The sequence below is a fragment of the bacterium genome, assembly GCA_030647555.1.
Classification (GTDB): domain Bacteria; phylum Patescibacteriota; class Andersenbacteria; order UBA10190; family CAIZMI01; genus CAIZMI01.
In genome coordinates, this window is record JAUSJG010000005.1 from 21,762 (window position 1) to 38,823 (window position 17,062).

At 45.4% G+C, this 17,062-nt stretch carries 12 protein-coding genes and 1 other RNA gene; 6 read left to right on the top strand and 7 right to left on the bottom strand.

What is annotated here, in order from left to right:
• Positions 1-158 precede the first annotated feature (158 nt).
• Together Q7S57_01015 and Q7S57_01020 are read left to right on the top strand one after the other, a co-directional pair.
• Positions 159-569, top strand: coding sequence for a hypothetical protein (locus tag Q7S57_01015; protein ID MDO8511826.1), 411 nt, complete (start codon positions 159-161; stop codon positions 567-569).
• Between the two features lie 50 nt (positions 570-619).
• Positions 620-1,633, top strand: coding sequence for a phospholipase D-like domain-containing protein (locus tag Q7S57_01020; protein ID MDO8511827.1), 1,014 nt, complete (start codon positions 620-622; stop codon positions 1,631-1,633).
• A gap of 255 nt (positions 1,634-1,888) precedes the next feature.
• Here the strand turns inward: Q7S57_01020 and Q7S57_01025 are convergent, their stop codons facing one another.
• The 4 genes from Q7S57_01025 to Q7S57_01040 form a co-directional block, all read right to left on the bottom strand.
• On the bottom strand, positions 1,889-2,242 hold the full coding sequence (locus Q7S57_01025) for a cupin domain-containing protein (protein ID MDO8511828.1): 354 nt from the start codon (positions 2,240-2,242) through the stop codon (positions 1,889-1,891).
• Positions 2,239-3,327 (bottom strand): M24 family metallopeptidase, encoded by a 1,089-nt coding sequence (locus Q7S57_01030; protein MDO8511829.1) that lies wholly within the window; start codon positions 3,325-3,327, stop codon positions 2,239-2,241. The genes Q7S57_01025 and Q7S57_01030 overlap by 4 nt, the downstream gene beginning before the upstream one ends.
• A gap of 83 nt (positions 3,328-3,410) precedes the next feature.
• On the bottom strand, positions 3,411-4,742 hold the full coding sequence (locus tag Q7S57_01035) for a hypothetical protein (protein MDO8511830.1): 1,332 nt from the start codon (positions 4,740-4,742) through the stop codon (positions 3,411-3,413).
• 685 nt (positions 4,743-5,427) lie between these two features.
• The gene (locus tag Q7S57_01040) at positions 5,428-6,000 is read right to left on the bottom strand and encodes a sigma-70 family RNA polymerase sigma factor (GenBank protein MDO8511831.1); all 573 of its coding nucleotides are present in this window, start codon (positions 5,998-6,000) and stop codon (positions 5,428-5,430) included.
• A 170-nt stretch (positions 6,001-6,170) separates the two neighbouring features.
• Here Q7S57_01040 and Q7S57_01045 point away from each other — a divergent pair, with 170 nt between their 5' ends.
• Positions 6,171-6,776, top strand: a complete 606-nt coding sequence (locus Q7S57_01045; protein ID MDO8511832.1) for a hypothetical protein — start codon at positions 6,171-6,173, stop codon at positions 6,774-6,776.
• Between the two features lie 1,566 nt (positions 6,777-8,342).
• On the opposite strand, the gene Q7S57_01050 is transcribed toward Q7S57_01045, so the two are convergent.
• A complete protein-coding gene (locus Q7S57_01050; GenBank protein ID MDO8511833.1) occupies positions 8,343-9,062 on the bottom strand; it encodes a hypothetical protein in 720 nt (239 codons plus the stop codon).
• A 208-nt stretch (positions 9,063-9,270) separates the two neighbouring features.
• Between Q7S57_01050 and ssrA the strand changes: the two genes are divergently transcribed.
• The 3 genes from ssrA (at position 9,271) to Q7S57_01065 (ending at position 11,373) form a co-directional block, all read left to right on the top strand.
• Positions 9,271-9,670, top strand: a transfer-messenger RNA (tmRNA) gene (gene ssrA / locus Q7S57_01055).
• A 144-nt stretch (positions 9,671-9,814) separates the two neighbouring features.
• Positions 9,815-10,084, top strand: coding sequence for a GIY-YIG nuclease family protein (locus tag Q7S57_01060; GenBank protein MDO8511834.1), 270 nt, complete (start codon positions 9,815-9,817; stop codon positions 10,082-10,084).
• A gap of 230 nt (positions 10,085-10,314) precedes the next feature.
• Positions 10,315-11,373, top strand: a complete 1,059-nt coding sequence (locus Q7S57_01065) for a hypothetical protein (GenBank protein MDO8511835.1) — start codon at positions 10,315-10,317, stop codon at positions 11,371-11,373.
• 36 nt (positions 11,374-11,409) lie between these two features.
• Here Q7S57_01065 and tnpA read toward each other — a convergent pair whose 3' ends face one another.
• Together tnpA and Q7S57_01075 are read right to left on the bottom strand one after the other, a co-directional pair.
• Positions 11,410-11,841 (bottom strand): IS200/IS605 family transposase, encoded by a 432-nt coding sequence (gene tnpA, locus Q7S57_01070; GenBank protein ID MDO8511836.1) that lies wholly within the window; start codon positions 11,839-11,841, stop codon positions 11,410-11,412.
• Between the two features lie 81 nt (positions 11,842-11,922).
• Positions 11,923-16,728: a hypothetical protein gene (locus Q7S57_01075; GenBank protein ID MDO8511837.1), complete on the bottom strand. Its 4,806-nt coding sequence runs from the start codon at positions 16,726-16,728 to the stop codon at positions 11,923-11,925.
• Positions 16,729-17,062: the final 334 nt, after the last annotated feature.

Genomic DNA, 17,062 nt, shown 5'->3' on the forward strand with positions numbered 1-17,062 from the left:
CACGGGAATCCACACACGCGATGTCGCTCGCTTCCGCGCCGCACCAAGACACCTTGCTTTTTGCAATGCGCGTCAGTCAGTCGAATTTCAAACAGGAAATAAAGCGTATGAAGATTGGCGATACTTTGGAAATTGATGGTCCGTTGGGAAATTTGTATATGGATGAACAAAATCAGCCGGTAGTGTTTATTGCCGGCGGAATCGGGATTGCGCCTTTTTACGGTATTATTGAAGAGCAGGCGCGACTGGAGTGGTCGCGTTCGGTGACGCTTTTCCAAGTGGAAAAAACTCCGAAAGACGCGGCGTTTATGGAGAAGTTGCGGGCCTTGACGAATAAAAATTTTACTTACATTCCGACAATGACCAGACTGGAAGATTCTGATACGTCTTGGGACGGTGAGCGGGGAAGAATAACGGCGGATTTGATTCAGAAGAACGTTCAAGATCTTTGCGCTCCGATGTATTATATTGTCGGTTTGCCGGGAATGGTTGATTCTGTGGTTGAGGAATTGGCCAAGATTGGTGTTCCGCAAGAAAAAATCAAAACCGAATTGTTTACGGGATATTGATTTTCTTGTTTTATTAATTACCAAGTCCTAATCTTTACGCCAGTGCTGAAATGTTAAATCTTGTAACCACTTATCCCGATTCCGTTAATGCAATTTGTCGGGAAATCGCCGATTGCGACGCGGGTGATCAAATTGTTTTCAGTTTATATATTTGGGAGCCCGGTTCGTCCAGCGATCGCGTTTTGATTGAATTGGAAAGTGCCGTCCAAAGAGGTGCGCGGATTATTTTCGATATCGATCATTCGTATGTTGTCCGTTTTGCGCGGTTTGTGGAAAAAACGGAAACGTATGTTGGAGAATTGCGCGTTTTTGAAAAAAAATACCCGGAGAGCGTCAGTTGTCTGAAGGATTTTCGTCCGAATCATAAAAAATATTATTTGTTTAACCGCCACACGAAGCCTTCGACGTTGATTTTTGGCAGTATGAATCTAGGTGATCGTTTTAGTGACTGGAAAGACGTTTTGGTGGTGTTTAAGGATGAAAAGATTGGTGCATATATTTACAATCGTTTCATTCTTGGTCAGAAAGACGCTGCTTACGATGCAACCTCGGTTCAAATTATGGCCAATGAGCCGGCAAAGAAAGTTTTTGAAGTCGAACCGGCGCTTACTGAACTGTTTTCGGACAGTGCTTATGATAGGTATCAAGTGACAACGCCATACATCGATCGGCGAGGTGTGGCGCTAATATCAAAAGCCTTGGAACATAATGCTAAGGTTGAATTGATTATTCCGGCTTGCGCCAACATCTATCAAAACGCAAACATGCGAACATTGACGCATTTTTCAGGGTTTTCGGGCGTGACGATCTACTTATACAACAAAATGATTCACGCTAAAACGATTTTGGCAACGGGGCCAATCAGGGAGAAATCTTGCGTCGGTTCGGCAAATCTCAAAAAGAATTCTTTTGATAAATTAGGGGAATTTAATGGATTGATTGTCGATAGCGAATTTAATCGTCAACTGGGTGTGGAATTGGCGTCCATAATAAAAGATTGTAAATTATTCACGTCGATGCCCTACAAAAAAATTATGTCACGGCTTGAAGAGTTTTTTGGCTAAATTTGGAACACACGCAATAGTGGGTCATTTGAGGTAAGCGTAGCGATTCCTCCCTTTATTTAAAGGGAGGCGGGGAGGGATTATGATCATAAGAGCATAATAGTTTTTTAACTTAATCCACCCCCACCCTTTAGCCCATCAGGGCAACACCGCCGAAGCGTGTGCAACTTTGAAAAAGGAGGGTAACGACGCCGTCTTCTGTGGTTTGACGCTAATTCTTTATGCCGGTATTCCACTATTGCGTATGATCCGAAGTTAGGAGGCGTGGTTTTGTTTGGGATCCCACTTTGGTTCGATAAAGACAAAAACTTTTCCTTCACCCTTTATTGCGTAGGGCGAACGTGGTGGAATATAGGCAACATCCATTGGGTGCATCGTCTTCGTTTTTCCGTTGATTGTAAATTTGAGATCACCCTCAAGCACGAGAAAGGATTCGGTGCAGACGTCGTTGACTTGATAGCCTTTTACTGGATAGCGACCAACTTGGTCCACCAGTGCGGAAGAAAGGCGACCCGTGGGCGAATCGGGGAACAAATAACAATCGCCACCGGGAATTGTGTAATGTTTAGCGTCTTTTTTCGTAAATATGTATTTGGTATTTTTTGTCATGGAATTATGAATGATTGATTAAAATTATTTAGAAACTTTTTTTCGCCGTTGGGTAAAAAGGCGACAATATCTTCCAGGCGTATCCCGCCGATTTTTTTGTAATACAAACCCGGTTCAACCGTAAATATCATTCCGGGTTCGATAATACTTTTGGAAATAGCATTAAGGCGTGGCAGTTCGTGGATGTTGAGGCCCAACGAATGCCCTGTACCGTGAATAAAACCTTCGTTTTTTGTAGTTATGTAGCCTAATTTTTTAAAGTTAGCGACCGCGATTTGGTGAACGGCGGCGCAACTATCACCAATATTTATCGACTCTAAGATTTTCTTTTGGGTTTCCTCAACTGCCGAATACATTTTTTTAATTTCGTTAGAAGCCTTACCTTTTACAAAAGTGCGGGTCATGTCCCCAAAATATCCGGTCTTACTTGATCGCGGAAAAATATCGACAACAATTGTTTGGTTGGGGAGTAACGGGCCTGTACCGTCGTTGTGCGGTTGAGTAGCCTGCTTTCCGGATGCCACAATGATTCCCTCGGGATTTGAATGGTCGGCTTCCAGAAGGTGTTTGGCGATAAGCACCTTCATTTTTTCGCTGGTCAGAATTTCGTTATCAAAATAGATGCGATCTTTTTTTATTTTGCTTTCGGAGAGGATTCGATAAACCAAAGAAAAAGCTGTTTCATTTATTCTTTGTGCTTCAGTTAAATAATCAATTTCCTTAGTATTTTTATGGGCGCGTTCGGCTTCGAAATCATGTATTTCCGGAGTAATACCTTTTTTCTCAATTATCTTGGCTACCTCAAAAGGGAATGAAGGCGGAACTTTTACGGTAGTAATCTTTTTCTTCTGTAAAATTACGATTAGCGCAATGAGTGGTGGCAAATCGATTCTTTCAATTTTTACACCGTTATTTAATTGCGCCAAAAGATCTTTTTGTGCGCCATATTCGAGTGAACTGAAATACACGACAGGTTTTTCTCCTTCGGGTTGCAAGTAAATAAAGGGGTCTGGGGCGGTGAGGCCCGAGCGGTGGCGGATTTCCGCGCCGTGCGAATCGAAAATTAAATAAGCTGATTTGTTCATATATTTAAATGATAGTAAAAAAAGCCCCCTCGGTCTAAGAAATTTTCTTAGACCGAGGAGAAAAGCGTACCACGTGTGCGCGACTAGTATGCTCGCTTGGCGCACAGTGTCGGTTGGAGTTGGAAGAAGGCGTTGAATCGGTGCATTTCCGGGCGGTCACCGGCCAGAATGATGACGTTGTCGCCAAAGTCTTCCTGGTAAATCCGCGCGATCGAGGCATACTCTCCCCCTTGAGTAAAGATGATGTTCCGCACTTCTTGTGCTGAAATCCCGTCGCCGTACCAACGGCGATAGAATGTGTCGTACTGGTCATGGATGCCTCCGATGCACTGTCGTAAGTCATCGAATAAGTCGGGCATCCGACCAAAATCGCCGTCCTTCATCCGTGAAGTAGCTTCCGTGGCGTAAGGTCGTAAGCGACCGTTACCGCGGGCGGTGTCGAACAGTTCGAGCGTCATCGGGATTTCACTTGGCACTTGGGCGCGAAACGCGTCCAGTGACCGTTGGCACTTTGCAATGAAAGCTGTGCGATCAAGCTTAACGCGTTCCAAAGTATTTTGGTCGTCGGCTTCGAAATCGCCGATTCCCAAAACGATCTTGTGACGCACGCCGAGCTCGTTTAGGAGGGTATGCATATGCGGGATGATTCGCACAAATTGCTGGGCTACCAATCCAACTCCTTCGCCGAGACCTTCAAAGGTGTAGCGGTAGGGGATTTGAGGGTTGCCAGTTTCTTCGTACGCATAATCCGGGCAAAACGCGCCGGCCATCGTGACTTCCTGTCCTTCTTGGCCCGCCTTGATGGCTTTGGCTAACAATCGCGCCATCTTCGGAAACGGAATGACCATTTTGCATCCAAACAAAACTTGGGCAAGCTTAAGGCCTATTTCGTCGCCAAGTGATCCCCGGAGTGTTCGCGCCGCGCGCAGAATTTTTGGGAAAAACTTTTGTGGCTCTTCGCCTTTGTAGATCCGGTGCACGGCCATCGTCCTGTCATTCGGGTCCAATGGTCGCTTTGTGAATTCCAAACGGCGAGCTTGAGCATTATTCTTGCTTTTCAGGCCACCGATGTGCTCTATGCCTGACACTTCCACGTGAATGATATCTGGGAAACTGCACTCCAGTAATCGATAGAGCAGCAAATTTCGCGGGTGTCTGTGTGGGTTGAGCCGGACACCAAGATGCGAGGACAGGTCGGTGTTGTCCTTGGTTTCCCGCCAGGGGACACCGTTGGCTCGGTTGAGCGGGTGGTCGAGAGATGCCCAGAAATCCTCGGCTTCTTCGCGGGACATTCCAAGTGCTTGAAGTGTGTTCACGAAGTTGTCTTTGTCGCCGGCACGGCCAAATTCACCGAGCTTTTCCGCGGTTTTGGCTAGAACATCAATCTCGGTTTGAAAGTCGTGGTTAGTTAACATGGTCACCATCTTTCTTTCTCCAATCTGTTGTGAAACGAACATTACGCTTTCCAGCTAAGTTGCTGGCGGAAATTTTTTACTTCGCGCCAATCACCTAACTTTTCTAAAAAACCTCCAGGGGTGGGTCCCGGGAGGTTTAACGAAATCCATTTTTTGCTTACATTCTTGCTATGTGGATAGGTTAACTCCCGGGTTTGCGTACATGACGTGCTTAATAAATAAGACTGCCAAACGCACAATTGTTTTGCGGGTCTGCCAATAGCAAGTTGTAAGGCTATAATTGTTCATAATCTGATTTAAATTCTTAGAAATATATTTAATGGTTTAACGAAAACCTCCTGGGTTTCCAGGAGGTTTAGTTTAATCAAGTGTACTGCTTAGAAAGTGATTAGTTTAACTCCTGGAAAGTTTGGTTAAGATGTTTAATAAAAACAACTGCCAAACGTAAGTTTGTTTTGCAGGCCATCCATTGTGTATAACTTTTTCCAAAAGTTTGCATGTATGTATTTATATAGGTAATTAAAAAATGTGTCAAATGATTTGCTTGTTAAGGGTATAGGGCTCAGGCCGCCCAGTAAGGCGAGCCTCGCCCAGATGGGCGGGGAACAGGTGTCAGGCAGTGAACGCCTTTCACAATAAAAAACCCGGATTAATCCGGGTGCTTGGTGATAGTGAGAACAAAGAATCATTCTCCCTCATTTTCTTTCAGCTTAATAGCCAGCAATCTTCTGGCTCGGTGTAATTGTGACTTAATTGTGCTCACTAGAGCATCGGACTCATCAGCTATTTCTTGCAGAGTTAGTTCTCTGAAATAGCGGGCAATTAATATGTTCCGGTTTTTCAACTTGAGGTTTTTTAGGCAAGCCCAAAGCTGTTCATTTTCTTCGGCCAGAAGTATTGAATCCGGGGTAACTCGATATGTGGGCGTTTCCTTTAGTGACAAGTTGTTTAGTGACCGAGTGGGGTGTTTGCGACGGTGAACGTCGAGAGCAATATTCAGTGCGATGCGAAGTAACCATTTGCCAAAACATTTTGGATCACGAAGTTTGTCGATATTCCTCCATGCTTGAAAAAAAGTCTTTTGTAAAACATCTTGTGCGTCATCAATGTTTTTCACGTGAAAAACTACTTTCTTGTAAATTGATTTGTTGTATCTTTGATAGAGTTCGCTAAAAGCCGCTTGGTTTCCGTTTTTGGATGCCACGGCTAATTGTTCTATAGAGGCGATTTCTATCAAGGGCTGTAGTTGATTATCCATGTCGTTGATACCTCGTGGTTTTGAATTGATTGGAAAGGAGCAATAATTGAGTATAGTTTAGATATCGTAAAATACAAGTGCCTTAAACATTGTCAGGCGTCATTGACTTTTTCAAAAAAAATTATAAAATTAATCAGTTGTACTTTGGAAAATGTGTGTCTCTTAGGAAGATGGAGGTTCCGATGTCGGTTTTAACGCTTGACGAAGTGCGGATGTTGATGGAAGTTCCCGATCGAAAACCGTGTTACGAGATAAGGCAAGTGCCTCCGCGGACGAACACGGCAATTGTGTATTGTAACGATCCATGGTTTCGCGATTCGCATAAGCAATTTTTTCGCAGGGAGCTTCATCTCGGATTGGAGCGCGGTGCGGAAGATTTTTTGCCGTGTCCTGTGCTTGGTGGTGGTGCGATTTTTGTTCATCCCAAGGTGGCTGCGGCGCAGATTCAATCATTGGGAGACACACTTGAGACGTTGAGGACGAGTTTTGGTACCATCACAGAATTGCCAATGATCGGCCACTTTGGCTGTAAGCGTATGGCAAGGATTTATCAGCAAATGGGTCTACCTCTTGATTCTGGGACCGATTACGTCAGACGTGATTTGGTCACACTTGCTCGCGCTTTCGAGTCGCGTAATCAGGTGTCGGTTTGCCCTATCGGTCAACTGTTTCGCGACTTTAGTTTGCTGGACGTCAAGGTCTATTATCTTCGTCCCGGTATCAGGGATGGTTGCAATGTTCTCTGGTTTGAAAAGATCGAACCAGACTTTGAGTGATTTTCTGTTTGGCGGGCAAGTTTCACTGGTCGAAAGACCAGTTTTTTATTGTAAAAAAAATCTCTCGCAAGTAGCGAGAGAAAAAAGGAGAGCAGAGAAATGTCCTCGATGTACAGGATGATAGGTGTGTTTGGTCCGGTCGACTGAAGACGTTTGCGAAACAAAAACCGGCGATGCCCAAGGTGGGAAATTAACGTAAATCGTTTCCTTGAGTATCGTTATTTTTGAATCACTTCGGTCTAGTTGCGACGCACGGACTTTCATCCTTCCATAAAGGGTTGTTTCTTAAGCAAGGTTCTGAAGCCCGCCCACTGACGGCCTTTTCCTTGATTAAGGATTTCTCCCCCTGCGCTCAAATGTAAAAAGTTCAACTACTGGACGGAAGTGTAATGAATATCCAAATACTGTCAATATCGATTAGAATATCGATTATGAATAATATGAAACTTCGATAAAAAAACCCGCTTCGATGGAGAAGCGGGTTGCGAAAACGAACGGTTCATTGTTAAGGATCGACACAATATGTCATTGTGGCCGAGTTGTCGGGCGCGACTTCATAGTTGACGATCCGAATCGTGGCATCTCCGAAGTCGACCGGCAGACGAAAGCTGCCACAGTTGTTCCACTCGAGCCGTTTGTTCGTCGATTGGCTACCTTTCCTCAGGCGAAACAGGGGCTTCGGGTCGGAGGCCATTCTCGGTTCCAAAACGACTCCATCGCAGTTGATTCTAGACAACGACTCGCCGGTTTTCACGGTGTACGTGGTTCGGTCCCCGTATCGTTGTGAAAAGTTCGCGTGCGGGTCGCGGTTGTTCATGCCTGTGACGAACAGTGAGCATCCAACGACGAACACGACAGTTAGTCCAAGCTCTTTTCCCATCTCACTTTTCTCCTTAAATAGTTCCTGATGAAAAAGTGCTGCAATTGTCTTTTAATCCCGTTTTTTCCTCTTCAGTTCCGTCAAAAAAGTTGATAAAAGAGACTTTTTCGACAGGAACTAAATAGAACACTTACAAATTCCAGCGCATTACCAGGAACTTAGTAATTTATACCTGTTGAATGATTTTGTCTAACGCATTAAGGTCCGACCTCTTAGAGGTCGGACCTTAAAATTTGGTTAATTAAATTACTTTTCGCAGTGTTCGCAGTCGCACTTCTTTTCAACGTGCTGTCCGCACTGGCATTCATGGTCGGAAGGAGTTGTGTCTTTCACTTCTTTCTCGTCTTTTTGGCAATTTTCACACATATTATTATTGTTAATGAGTAAGCATGCACCGTAATAACTTAATGCTTCAGATCTTTGGCAGAGAGAATCGCCTCCATTGCGGATCACGATCAATTTTACCTAAGTTGGAATTAAGTTTATACGGTGTTAGACCTACAACCTAATATTTTTTCAGGTCCGGTGTCAACCCTTCGACGCTCCCCGACCTTAAGGTCGGGGCTTGCTCAGGGTTGACCGTGAGCGGCGCCCTATATCCCCGCCCTAAAGGGCGGGGCGTGGGCGCCGTCGAACGGTCAAATAAAAAAAACGCCGGCGCGAGGCGCGGGCGGTGAATAAAACGTTTAGTTGTCGACGGTGCCACTGTTCACGGGGTGGATTGATTCAACAATGAAACGTTTGCCGTCTCTAATGATCAAAAACCGCCAATCATGCGTACTGAAAACGCGATGTTGTTTTTTCCCTTCTCGTGTAATTCGAAGGGGGAGGGGGCCCTGTGGCATCCGTAGTACGCATCCATAGCTCTCGTTGGCTTGCGCGAGGATATTGCAGGCCGCCAGATAGGGGCAGGTAAGATATGAAGCGCAGTAAACCAGATGGTCGGTGGCAAATTGGCGGAGTACTCGATCAGGGAAAGTAACTCGATTAATATCCATGTCAGGTGAGTGCTTGTGGGGTCGTGGAAGGACGCAAGAAACCGTGATGTCGACAATACGGTACTTATTATCGCCTTCTCTTTCGACGTGAAAGCAAAACCCCTGGCCGACGAACTGTCCGACTCCCGATCCATTATTCGCGCTAGTGGCTGTCATTACGGATGTAAGTATACGTAAGAGAGTGTGGAAAGGCTGTTTCAGGGTGGTGCCTTTTTCAGTCCCCCAGAGCTTTTCTAGTTTCAACAGGACTGCTGGTGCAATCACAATGCCTTTTTTCGTGTGGCCTGCCGCTTCACGCACCTCTCGCATTGTTATTTCGCCCACATCTATTCTCCTTGTGAATGAAAGGAAGTCGAAGGATGTTTCGTGTGATCTTTCGACGAGTGGTAAAGGTACAACGGTTATCAATAGTAATTAAATTATATAAAAAGTCAAGCAGATTGTACTATAGTCGTCGTTGTCATTCCTGCCGGAAGCAGGAATCCGCATCGCACTTATTAGATTAAATGTGAGTGGTCGAATTGGTTGGTTGTACTATTAAATTATATTATTGACAGAAATCGGGAAAAAGAGTATAATTCCGCCACTGATCATTCACAAAACGACCAGTAATCACGGGGATGCCAGGCATCGACAGTGGGTCAAAATATTCTTAGCAAGTCGAGCGCGCAGGATGCGCTCGTAAATATCATTCTGCATTCAAGACATGCAAACGTCTTTACGCAGGTGAAGAACGCGATTGCGAAAGCGATCACGCCTTCATTTGCACCAGCTTTCGCTTAATAACGGAAGCCATCGGATTTTCTCTGCCCTGGGGAATTGTTCCGGTGTCAATTAAGGGCTAGGAATTAGTTTGCTTTAGCAGAAACTAATTCGACTCTTGCACTGCCAAACGGTTATTGGGATTCTTCGTTTTCCGGTTATCTCAAAATCGTCAAAATAAAGGAAGACTAAACTTGTAGAATAAGTCTATCGCGATCTATTGGACGCGAGTTCAATTCTCGCCATCTCCACCCTTCGAGTCGGCCGCCCTGGCGGCCTCCCTCAGGGTAAACTCTTCCTTATCTCGAAGGACTCTGAGCGAGTTTCGCCAGAGCGAAACGAGTCGAAGAGCAATCAAGCCCCGAGGTTATCGAAAGCCTATCTGTTATAATTAATATATGCCGGATTGGTATTTGTATATCGCCAGAGCAAGAACGGGACATTATTATGTTGGAATAACGACTGAACCGAAACGTCGAATAGAAGATCATAATAACGGCAGAGGTTCGAGAATGGCTATTAATCAAGGGCCGTTTGTTTTGGTGTATACGTCAGATAAAATATTAGACCAATCAACTGCTAGAAAAAGAGAAATTCAGGTAAAAGGATGGAGTCGAAAGAAAAAAGAAAAATTGATAAGTGGCGAATATAAATTGTCAGTCACATAAAACGGCGAGGCGGTGGCCAGGCCGATTTTTCGGAAGAAAAATCGAGCCGAGGCCAATTCCCACCATCTCCACTCTTTGATTGTACCGCCTTACGGCGGTGTTTTCAGATGGAATCTTCCTTATATCAAAGAACCCCGCGAATCGTTTCGTGGCAACGATACGAGCGCGGGGCCTTTTTCTGTCTCAATTACATGGTTGATAAATAATAATAAAAGTAACAGTATAGGAAAATGAACCTGGAATTACCTGACATAATCACCATACTTTTATCTTCTGCTGTAAATTCTGTCTTGTTTGCCAACTTTGTTATTCCGCAAGTGCAAGGGCTAAAAAGAATAAAGGATAAAATGACTAAATTTGAAATACAATTTGTTGAAAATGAGTTTACAGCAAGAAACAAAGAGAATGAAGACAAGAGAAGCATTCAGGTGAATTCCATCCAAAATCTACTTGATATTTACGACATTCGAACACGAGAGTTGAAAGAACTTGTTGCAATATTCCGTCTTTCTATAGAACTGACAATATTGTTCACACTTATTATGTGGGGCTGGGGTACTCAAGAATGGTATGGTTTTTCGCTGTCTGATATGGCTATAGTCACACATTTGATTACACAACTTTGTTTGCTAATTTGGGCCATACGAATATACGCAATAAAGCCAGGTAAACTTCAGGACGCTGAATATATGGTGAAGGAACTCGGATTGCATCCTCATTCCCTATTAAATGCTCTAGAGTTACACGTGAATTTGGAGAGTCAAATATCAAAAGATGATAAAGTTGATTCTCGTACACCGCTTATTATTTTTTTAAGGCTGTCTCTTAGGATTTTTGGGTATAGGTTTATGATTTTAGTATACGATGAACAAAATAAATTATATTACTTATCAACGGGGCCAATAACACATAAATCAAAAATTTGGAGACATTTCACTGACAAGTTTGGAATATGGAACAAAGGTGAATTTAGTGAAATTGAGATAGGTAAAATTAAATTAAATCTTTTACAAAAACCAAAAGACTACACATTTGTATTTCTGCTCTTTCTGCCATTTTTTAAGAAAGAACTTACTAGTCCGCTGTATATGCGACGAATTTTGACGTTACCTGACGGAAATTTACTATCACATAGCAATGTTGATAGGCTAAACAGTATTGACTATTTCCGCGAAATTGAGTACGGCGGTGAGGGGTTGCGTATAAATAATTTACGTTACGTTGGACCTGACAATAAGAGTGTTTTCAAACATGTACTCAACTACCCTCGACTAAAGTCGAGGGGTTGAGACGGCTAGAACGCTGAAGCGTTCTTTCGACGCGGACTATCCCATTTCTAATGGACCATGGTGAATAATCTCTCCGTCTTGCTGTTCGATATACGCCTGGATCATCTCGTCTGTTACGTTGCCGCTGGAGGCGGCAAAGTAACCTCGTGCCCAGAAATGTCTGCCCCAGAAGGTTTTTCTGAGGTGCGAGAAGTTGGCGAGAATTTTATACGAACTCTTACCCTTGATTTTTTGCGCCAGTTCGCTAATCGATAGGTACGGTGGGTATGAGAGAAAGAGGTGAACGTGATCGGGGGCTAATTTACCGTTGATTATCTCTACGTCCAGTTCGGTGCAGATTTGACGGATGAGATCTCTGATATAGATGCCTACTTCGCCGATAAGAATTCTTTTTCGGTACTTAGGAACCCAGACCAAGTGAACTTTTAGATCATATTTGCTGTGGGTGGTAGTACGGTAATGCAACATACCTCGTACTGTAGACTAAACGATCGTTAAGCTGAAGCCTCCGCCTAAAGGCGGGGGATTCTCGACCCTCCCCGTGGATGATTATTGAGTTCCGACGCCTGTCCAAGCTGTTCCACCTATAAGGACAGAAACTGTGCCGACGCCAGCTGTGCCTTGTGCGACTTGGAGATTGGCGGTCGGTGTCGTCGTCCCAATCCCGACATTGCCACCAAGCAATTGGATAGAACTTCCAGAGATTTTTAAAGGAGCAAATGTTCCCCCAACATCATTAAGAGATGAAAAATTAACACCAGCATTATTTAAAAAAGTTAACTCACCTAACCCAGAGCTTGCAGCTGGATTAATCCTAAGGCTTCCTGTAGTTCCAGAACCCGCCCATGAACCATCGCTTGTGTGCATTCTAATAGATGAAGTATCAACATATTTTGTTGTCACTAGATCCATTAATGATCCAGGCGTCGATGTCCCAATGCCCACATTCCCTGCGGAGTCAATTCGCATTCGCTCAATTGCAGCGCTTGTGGTGGCGGTGCCGAAGACGAGTTCTGTGGAGTTGACTGTGGTGCTAAATGTGTCATCCGCCTCTGCCCAGATTGAGGCTCCAGCCAAAATTGCATCACTGCCAGGTGTGGCAAGCGGAGAGTTAAAATTAATTCTTCCCAACTCATCACCATCTACAATTGTTAATTCTTTAGTCGCAAGCGTAAGTATTCCCGCTCCCACCGCCCCAGTCCCCACCGGCCCCTGCACATCTAAGAGCGATTGCGGAGCAGTAGTGCCAATCCCCACATTGCCAGAACTTAAAATGGTCATTTTTGCAGCGTCCGATGGCCCAATCATTAAGCTTGTCGCAGTATTATTTGTAATACCAGTTCCAATCGCAATCGCGCCAGTTGCTGTAATTGTGTTGCTCTTTCCTACTACAATTGTATTTGATAAAACCGATGCACTACTTATGGAATTATTTATACCTAGAGCAAGATTATCAGCAGAAGTAGTTGCTAAAGCAATGCTATTGCCATATCCAAAGGCAACTTGTCTGTTTCCGTTGGCTACAATACTATTCGACACTCCAAAAGCTACGTTATACCATCCAGAACCAGATGCATTGCCATAACCAACATCCCAAGAAAAAGCTCCGCCTGTAGTATTACTCTCACCAATTGCCCCATTAGCATTACCAGTATCCCCCACAGTGTTGCTTTTCCCAATGCTTACGTAATTCGACATCGAAATAATGCCAGATGTATTTATATTTCCGTTTACATCCAAAACTGACCCAGGCGTCGCCGTCCCAATCCCAACATTGCCGGCAGAGTCAATTCGCATTCGCTCAATTGCGGCGCTGGTAGTGGCTGTGCCAAACACAAGCTCTGTGGAGTTGACTGTGGCTGAGAATGTGTCGTCGGCTTCTGCCCAGATTGAGGCTCCCGCGAGTATTGCGTCTGAGCCGGGTGTGGCAAGCGGAGAGTTAAAATTGATTCTTCCCAATTCATCGCCATCTACGATTGTTAGTTCTTTAGTTGCAAGAGTAAGTATTCCAGCTCCCACCGCCCCAGTCCCCACCGGCCCCTGCACATCTAAGAGCGATTGCGGAGCCGTTGTCCCGATGCCGACATTGCGATTACTATCCCAGCTCATCACAGTTCCACCATCACGACCAAGATTGATTGTACTTCCATTACCATGAATAGTGAAAGTAGTGATAGGGGCGAGAGTTGCGCCAGTAATAAATTGATTGGCTACTGTTGACGTTGCTAATGAACCTATCGCAATAGATGCCTCATATTGAGACGATGCACTATTACCAATAGCAACATTACCCCTGCCATAAAGTGTAGCTGTACTTGCCCAAGCTCCAATAGCAACGCCTTGCCAGCCACCGGAAGCTAGATAGCCAATGCCAACGGCCGTATAACTAGAAACGGAACCACTACCAATGGCAGTACCGCCTGCATAAGGGACATTTGCATTATATCCCACCGCAGTTGCAAGTTGATCTCCTACCGTAGCACCAGCACCAAACACTTCTGTTTGACTCAATCCTTTGTTATTGCTGAACTCACCGGCGCTCGTAATCCGTGCCCTTGTACCGGCGGTGATCGCATCTGGGTTCCACTGCGTGAGGTCGACTGACTGAGACGAGGCACCTTGTACGATAAAGCCGATGCGCGCAGCAACAGAGTTCAGAATATGTAACTGTGCCGTCGGACTCGTCGTCCCAATTCCAACATTGCCAGCAGAGTCAATTCGCATGCGCTCAATTGCGGCGCTGGTGGTGGCGGTGCCGAAGACGAGTTCTGTGCTGTTGTTGGTGATACTGAAAGTGTCGTCAGCTTCTGCCCAGATTGAGGCTCCTGCCAGAATTGCGTCACTGCCAGGTGTGGCAAGTGGAGAGTTAAAATTGATTCTTCCCAATTCATCACCATCTATTATTGTCAATTCTTTTGTCGCAAGCGTGAGTATCCCAGCTCCCACCGCCCCAGTCCCCACAGGCCCCTGCACATCAAGCAAAGACTGCGGAGCAGTCGTCCCAATACCTAATTGGCCTGCGGGAGTTAACAACATTCGAACATCATTCTGCCAACCACTTATCCATTTCCACGCACCAAGGTCACCAGCACCCGTTCCTGTTCCAAGATGAAAAATCATATTAGATAAAGAATTTGCTGCATTTTGTGTTGAAATAGTCAACGCATACTGAGCGTTTAATGTTGCACCCGGATAAGTAGCACCACTCGCCAACTTCAAAGATGCAGGGCTGGCGCCGGAAGAATAAATGTAACCACCATTAGCTATAGTTACATTTCCATTAACATCCAATGCAGTTGCTGGGCTTGCAGTGCCAATCCCCACTCTTGCATTCGTCGTGTCCACATTCAGCACATTGGTTGTGCCATCGGCTTTGTTGATTTGGATGGCGGTGGTGCTGTCGGCTGATGGATAAATTTTTGGAGTAATAATTCCACTGGTTGTAGAAATTAAACCTGAAGCATCAATTGATTTATCCCAACCGGAACCGATCACTAATGCCGTTTCTGTTCCCGCGCCACCGGTGATACCGGCGATATTAATACCGTAAAGCGTGCCTGCCGATATTCCCGACGTAGCAATGTTGATCCCCCGTCCCGTGTCACCGGCTTCTCCTGAAGGTGTAAACACGATATTGATTCCGGAATTTGTGTCCGCGCCGGCATCGGCGGTAGAAGTGAAGTCGATAGATAAACCATCGACGCCGTTGGTGACCGTGCCATATCCACTGTTGCTAATCGCTATCATGTCGGCTGTCGGTGCTGATGCCGACGCAAGTGCTAAGACGCCACTGCTAAAGGTAAAGCCGGTACTGCCGGTTAAACCGCTACCGCTGGACCAATAGGCCACTTGCCCCGCGACGCCGGAACCGGTAACACCGCCAATACCGGAAACGGACGCGCACTGCCAAGTTTTAGCGGTGTTGTTCCAAGAAAGAGTTTCGCTTGCACCGCAACCATGCAACAAACTTAATTGGTTACTCGCGCCCACGAATTCCAAACCGGAATACGAACTGGTTGTGGCGGTGGAAGCGGTTTCCGAATTTAGAACAGCCACACTAAGCGTGCCACTGGTTGTCACCGGCCCACCGGTTAAACCATTTCCTGAAGCAACACTGGTGACCGTGCCGATTCCGCCTGAACCACCCGCTACTGTTGCCCAGTACAAATTACCACTGATGTCAGTTTTTAATACTTCTCCGGCTGAACCGGCGGCGGTTGGCAAAACATAAGCAACGTCTACTGTTTGCGAACCGCTATTCGCGAAAGTGGTTTTGTAGGTGCCATTTTTGATCCCCAACAATCCGGTTAACGTCGCGCCGGCGAAAGTTGGGCTGTCACTTGTTGTTAAGCCGGCCACCGCGGATTGATTCAACGTTTGCCAAGTTTTATCGCCACGATAATATTGTCCGGATGTACCGGCGGAAACTGCCGACTCTTTGTCGTTAAAAGTTGTCCAGTTGGCGGATGTTAAGAAACCTTTGGCTACGCCACTGGCAGATTGGCCATTGGTGTAATCTAGCGCGATTAGTCCGCTTACGGCGTTAAAGTCGCTGGCGGTGAATGTGGAAATACCTTTTGTGGAACCATCGGCGGAAGCGTCACTTATACTGCCGGTGAGACCATTACTGGAGAGCGTGAGAGTTAACGGGCTGGTGCCACTGGCGGAAGTGATACGATAAGTGTAGCCGGCCGTCCAGTTGACGGAATTATCGGTGATGGTGGTGAAGGCGGACGTACCGTTACCTAAAACCAAACCTGTTAGTGTACCTGCGCCGGTGCCACCGCGAGAGACGGAAAGATTATTTTCACCGGCCAGCGTACTGGTACCGGACCAATAAGCAACTTGATTTAGAGAACCGGAACCACTGATACTGCCCGACGCATTTTGCGCAGAAATTTTTAAACCATCAATGGAGATACCTGCGCCGGCTTCCAATTTTACAGCACCGGATTTTCCTTGGAGCGAATAAACAACATTTCCGGCGGTAATTTTTCCACTTCCCAAATCGACGTTGACGCCTTTTCCCGTAACATCACCGCCAAGTGTTAACGCACCACCAATATTTGTTTTATTTGTCTGAACATCGCCATTGAAAACCGACGGAATGTTCATTTCAAAATAACGAGTGTATTTTTCTGCCGTGTCCGCTAAAACTGTCGGCTTTGCGTCCGTGAAACTAATGGCCGGAATTTGCTCGGCACTCATATTTTGAGCGATCAACTTTTTTGTCTGATTTTCTTGTTTAGTAACTCGTTTTATTTCCCACGCCGAGACACCCGCGATAAGAGCCATCGCCGTGACAGTAAGCAGAGCGATTCCAACGAAGCCGGAGGTTCTAGTTTTTATGTTCATTTAGCGTTGATTTTCTGTGTGGGAGTTTATTAGTAATTATAGCACGAAAAAAGTCACAAAAATGCCCTAAAATCGGCTGATTTGGGGTAGTTATCCACAGTTTTATGGTCTTTTGTTAAATTGTCCACACTTTGCTTAAAAAACAGCTTATTTAAGCAGGGGTGTGGATAACGTACCGCATATTTTCGCAGTGCTGTCAAAATTTTCGGGTCGGACTTTTAATCATAAAGGTCCGACCCGCATTGGACGTAGGGTCGGACTCCTCAAGGGGTCCGACCCTCACAGGTTCGTCGCCACCAATCAAGACCTCAAATCTTCCGTCAAGTGGTACATC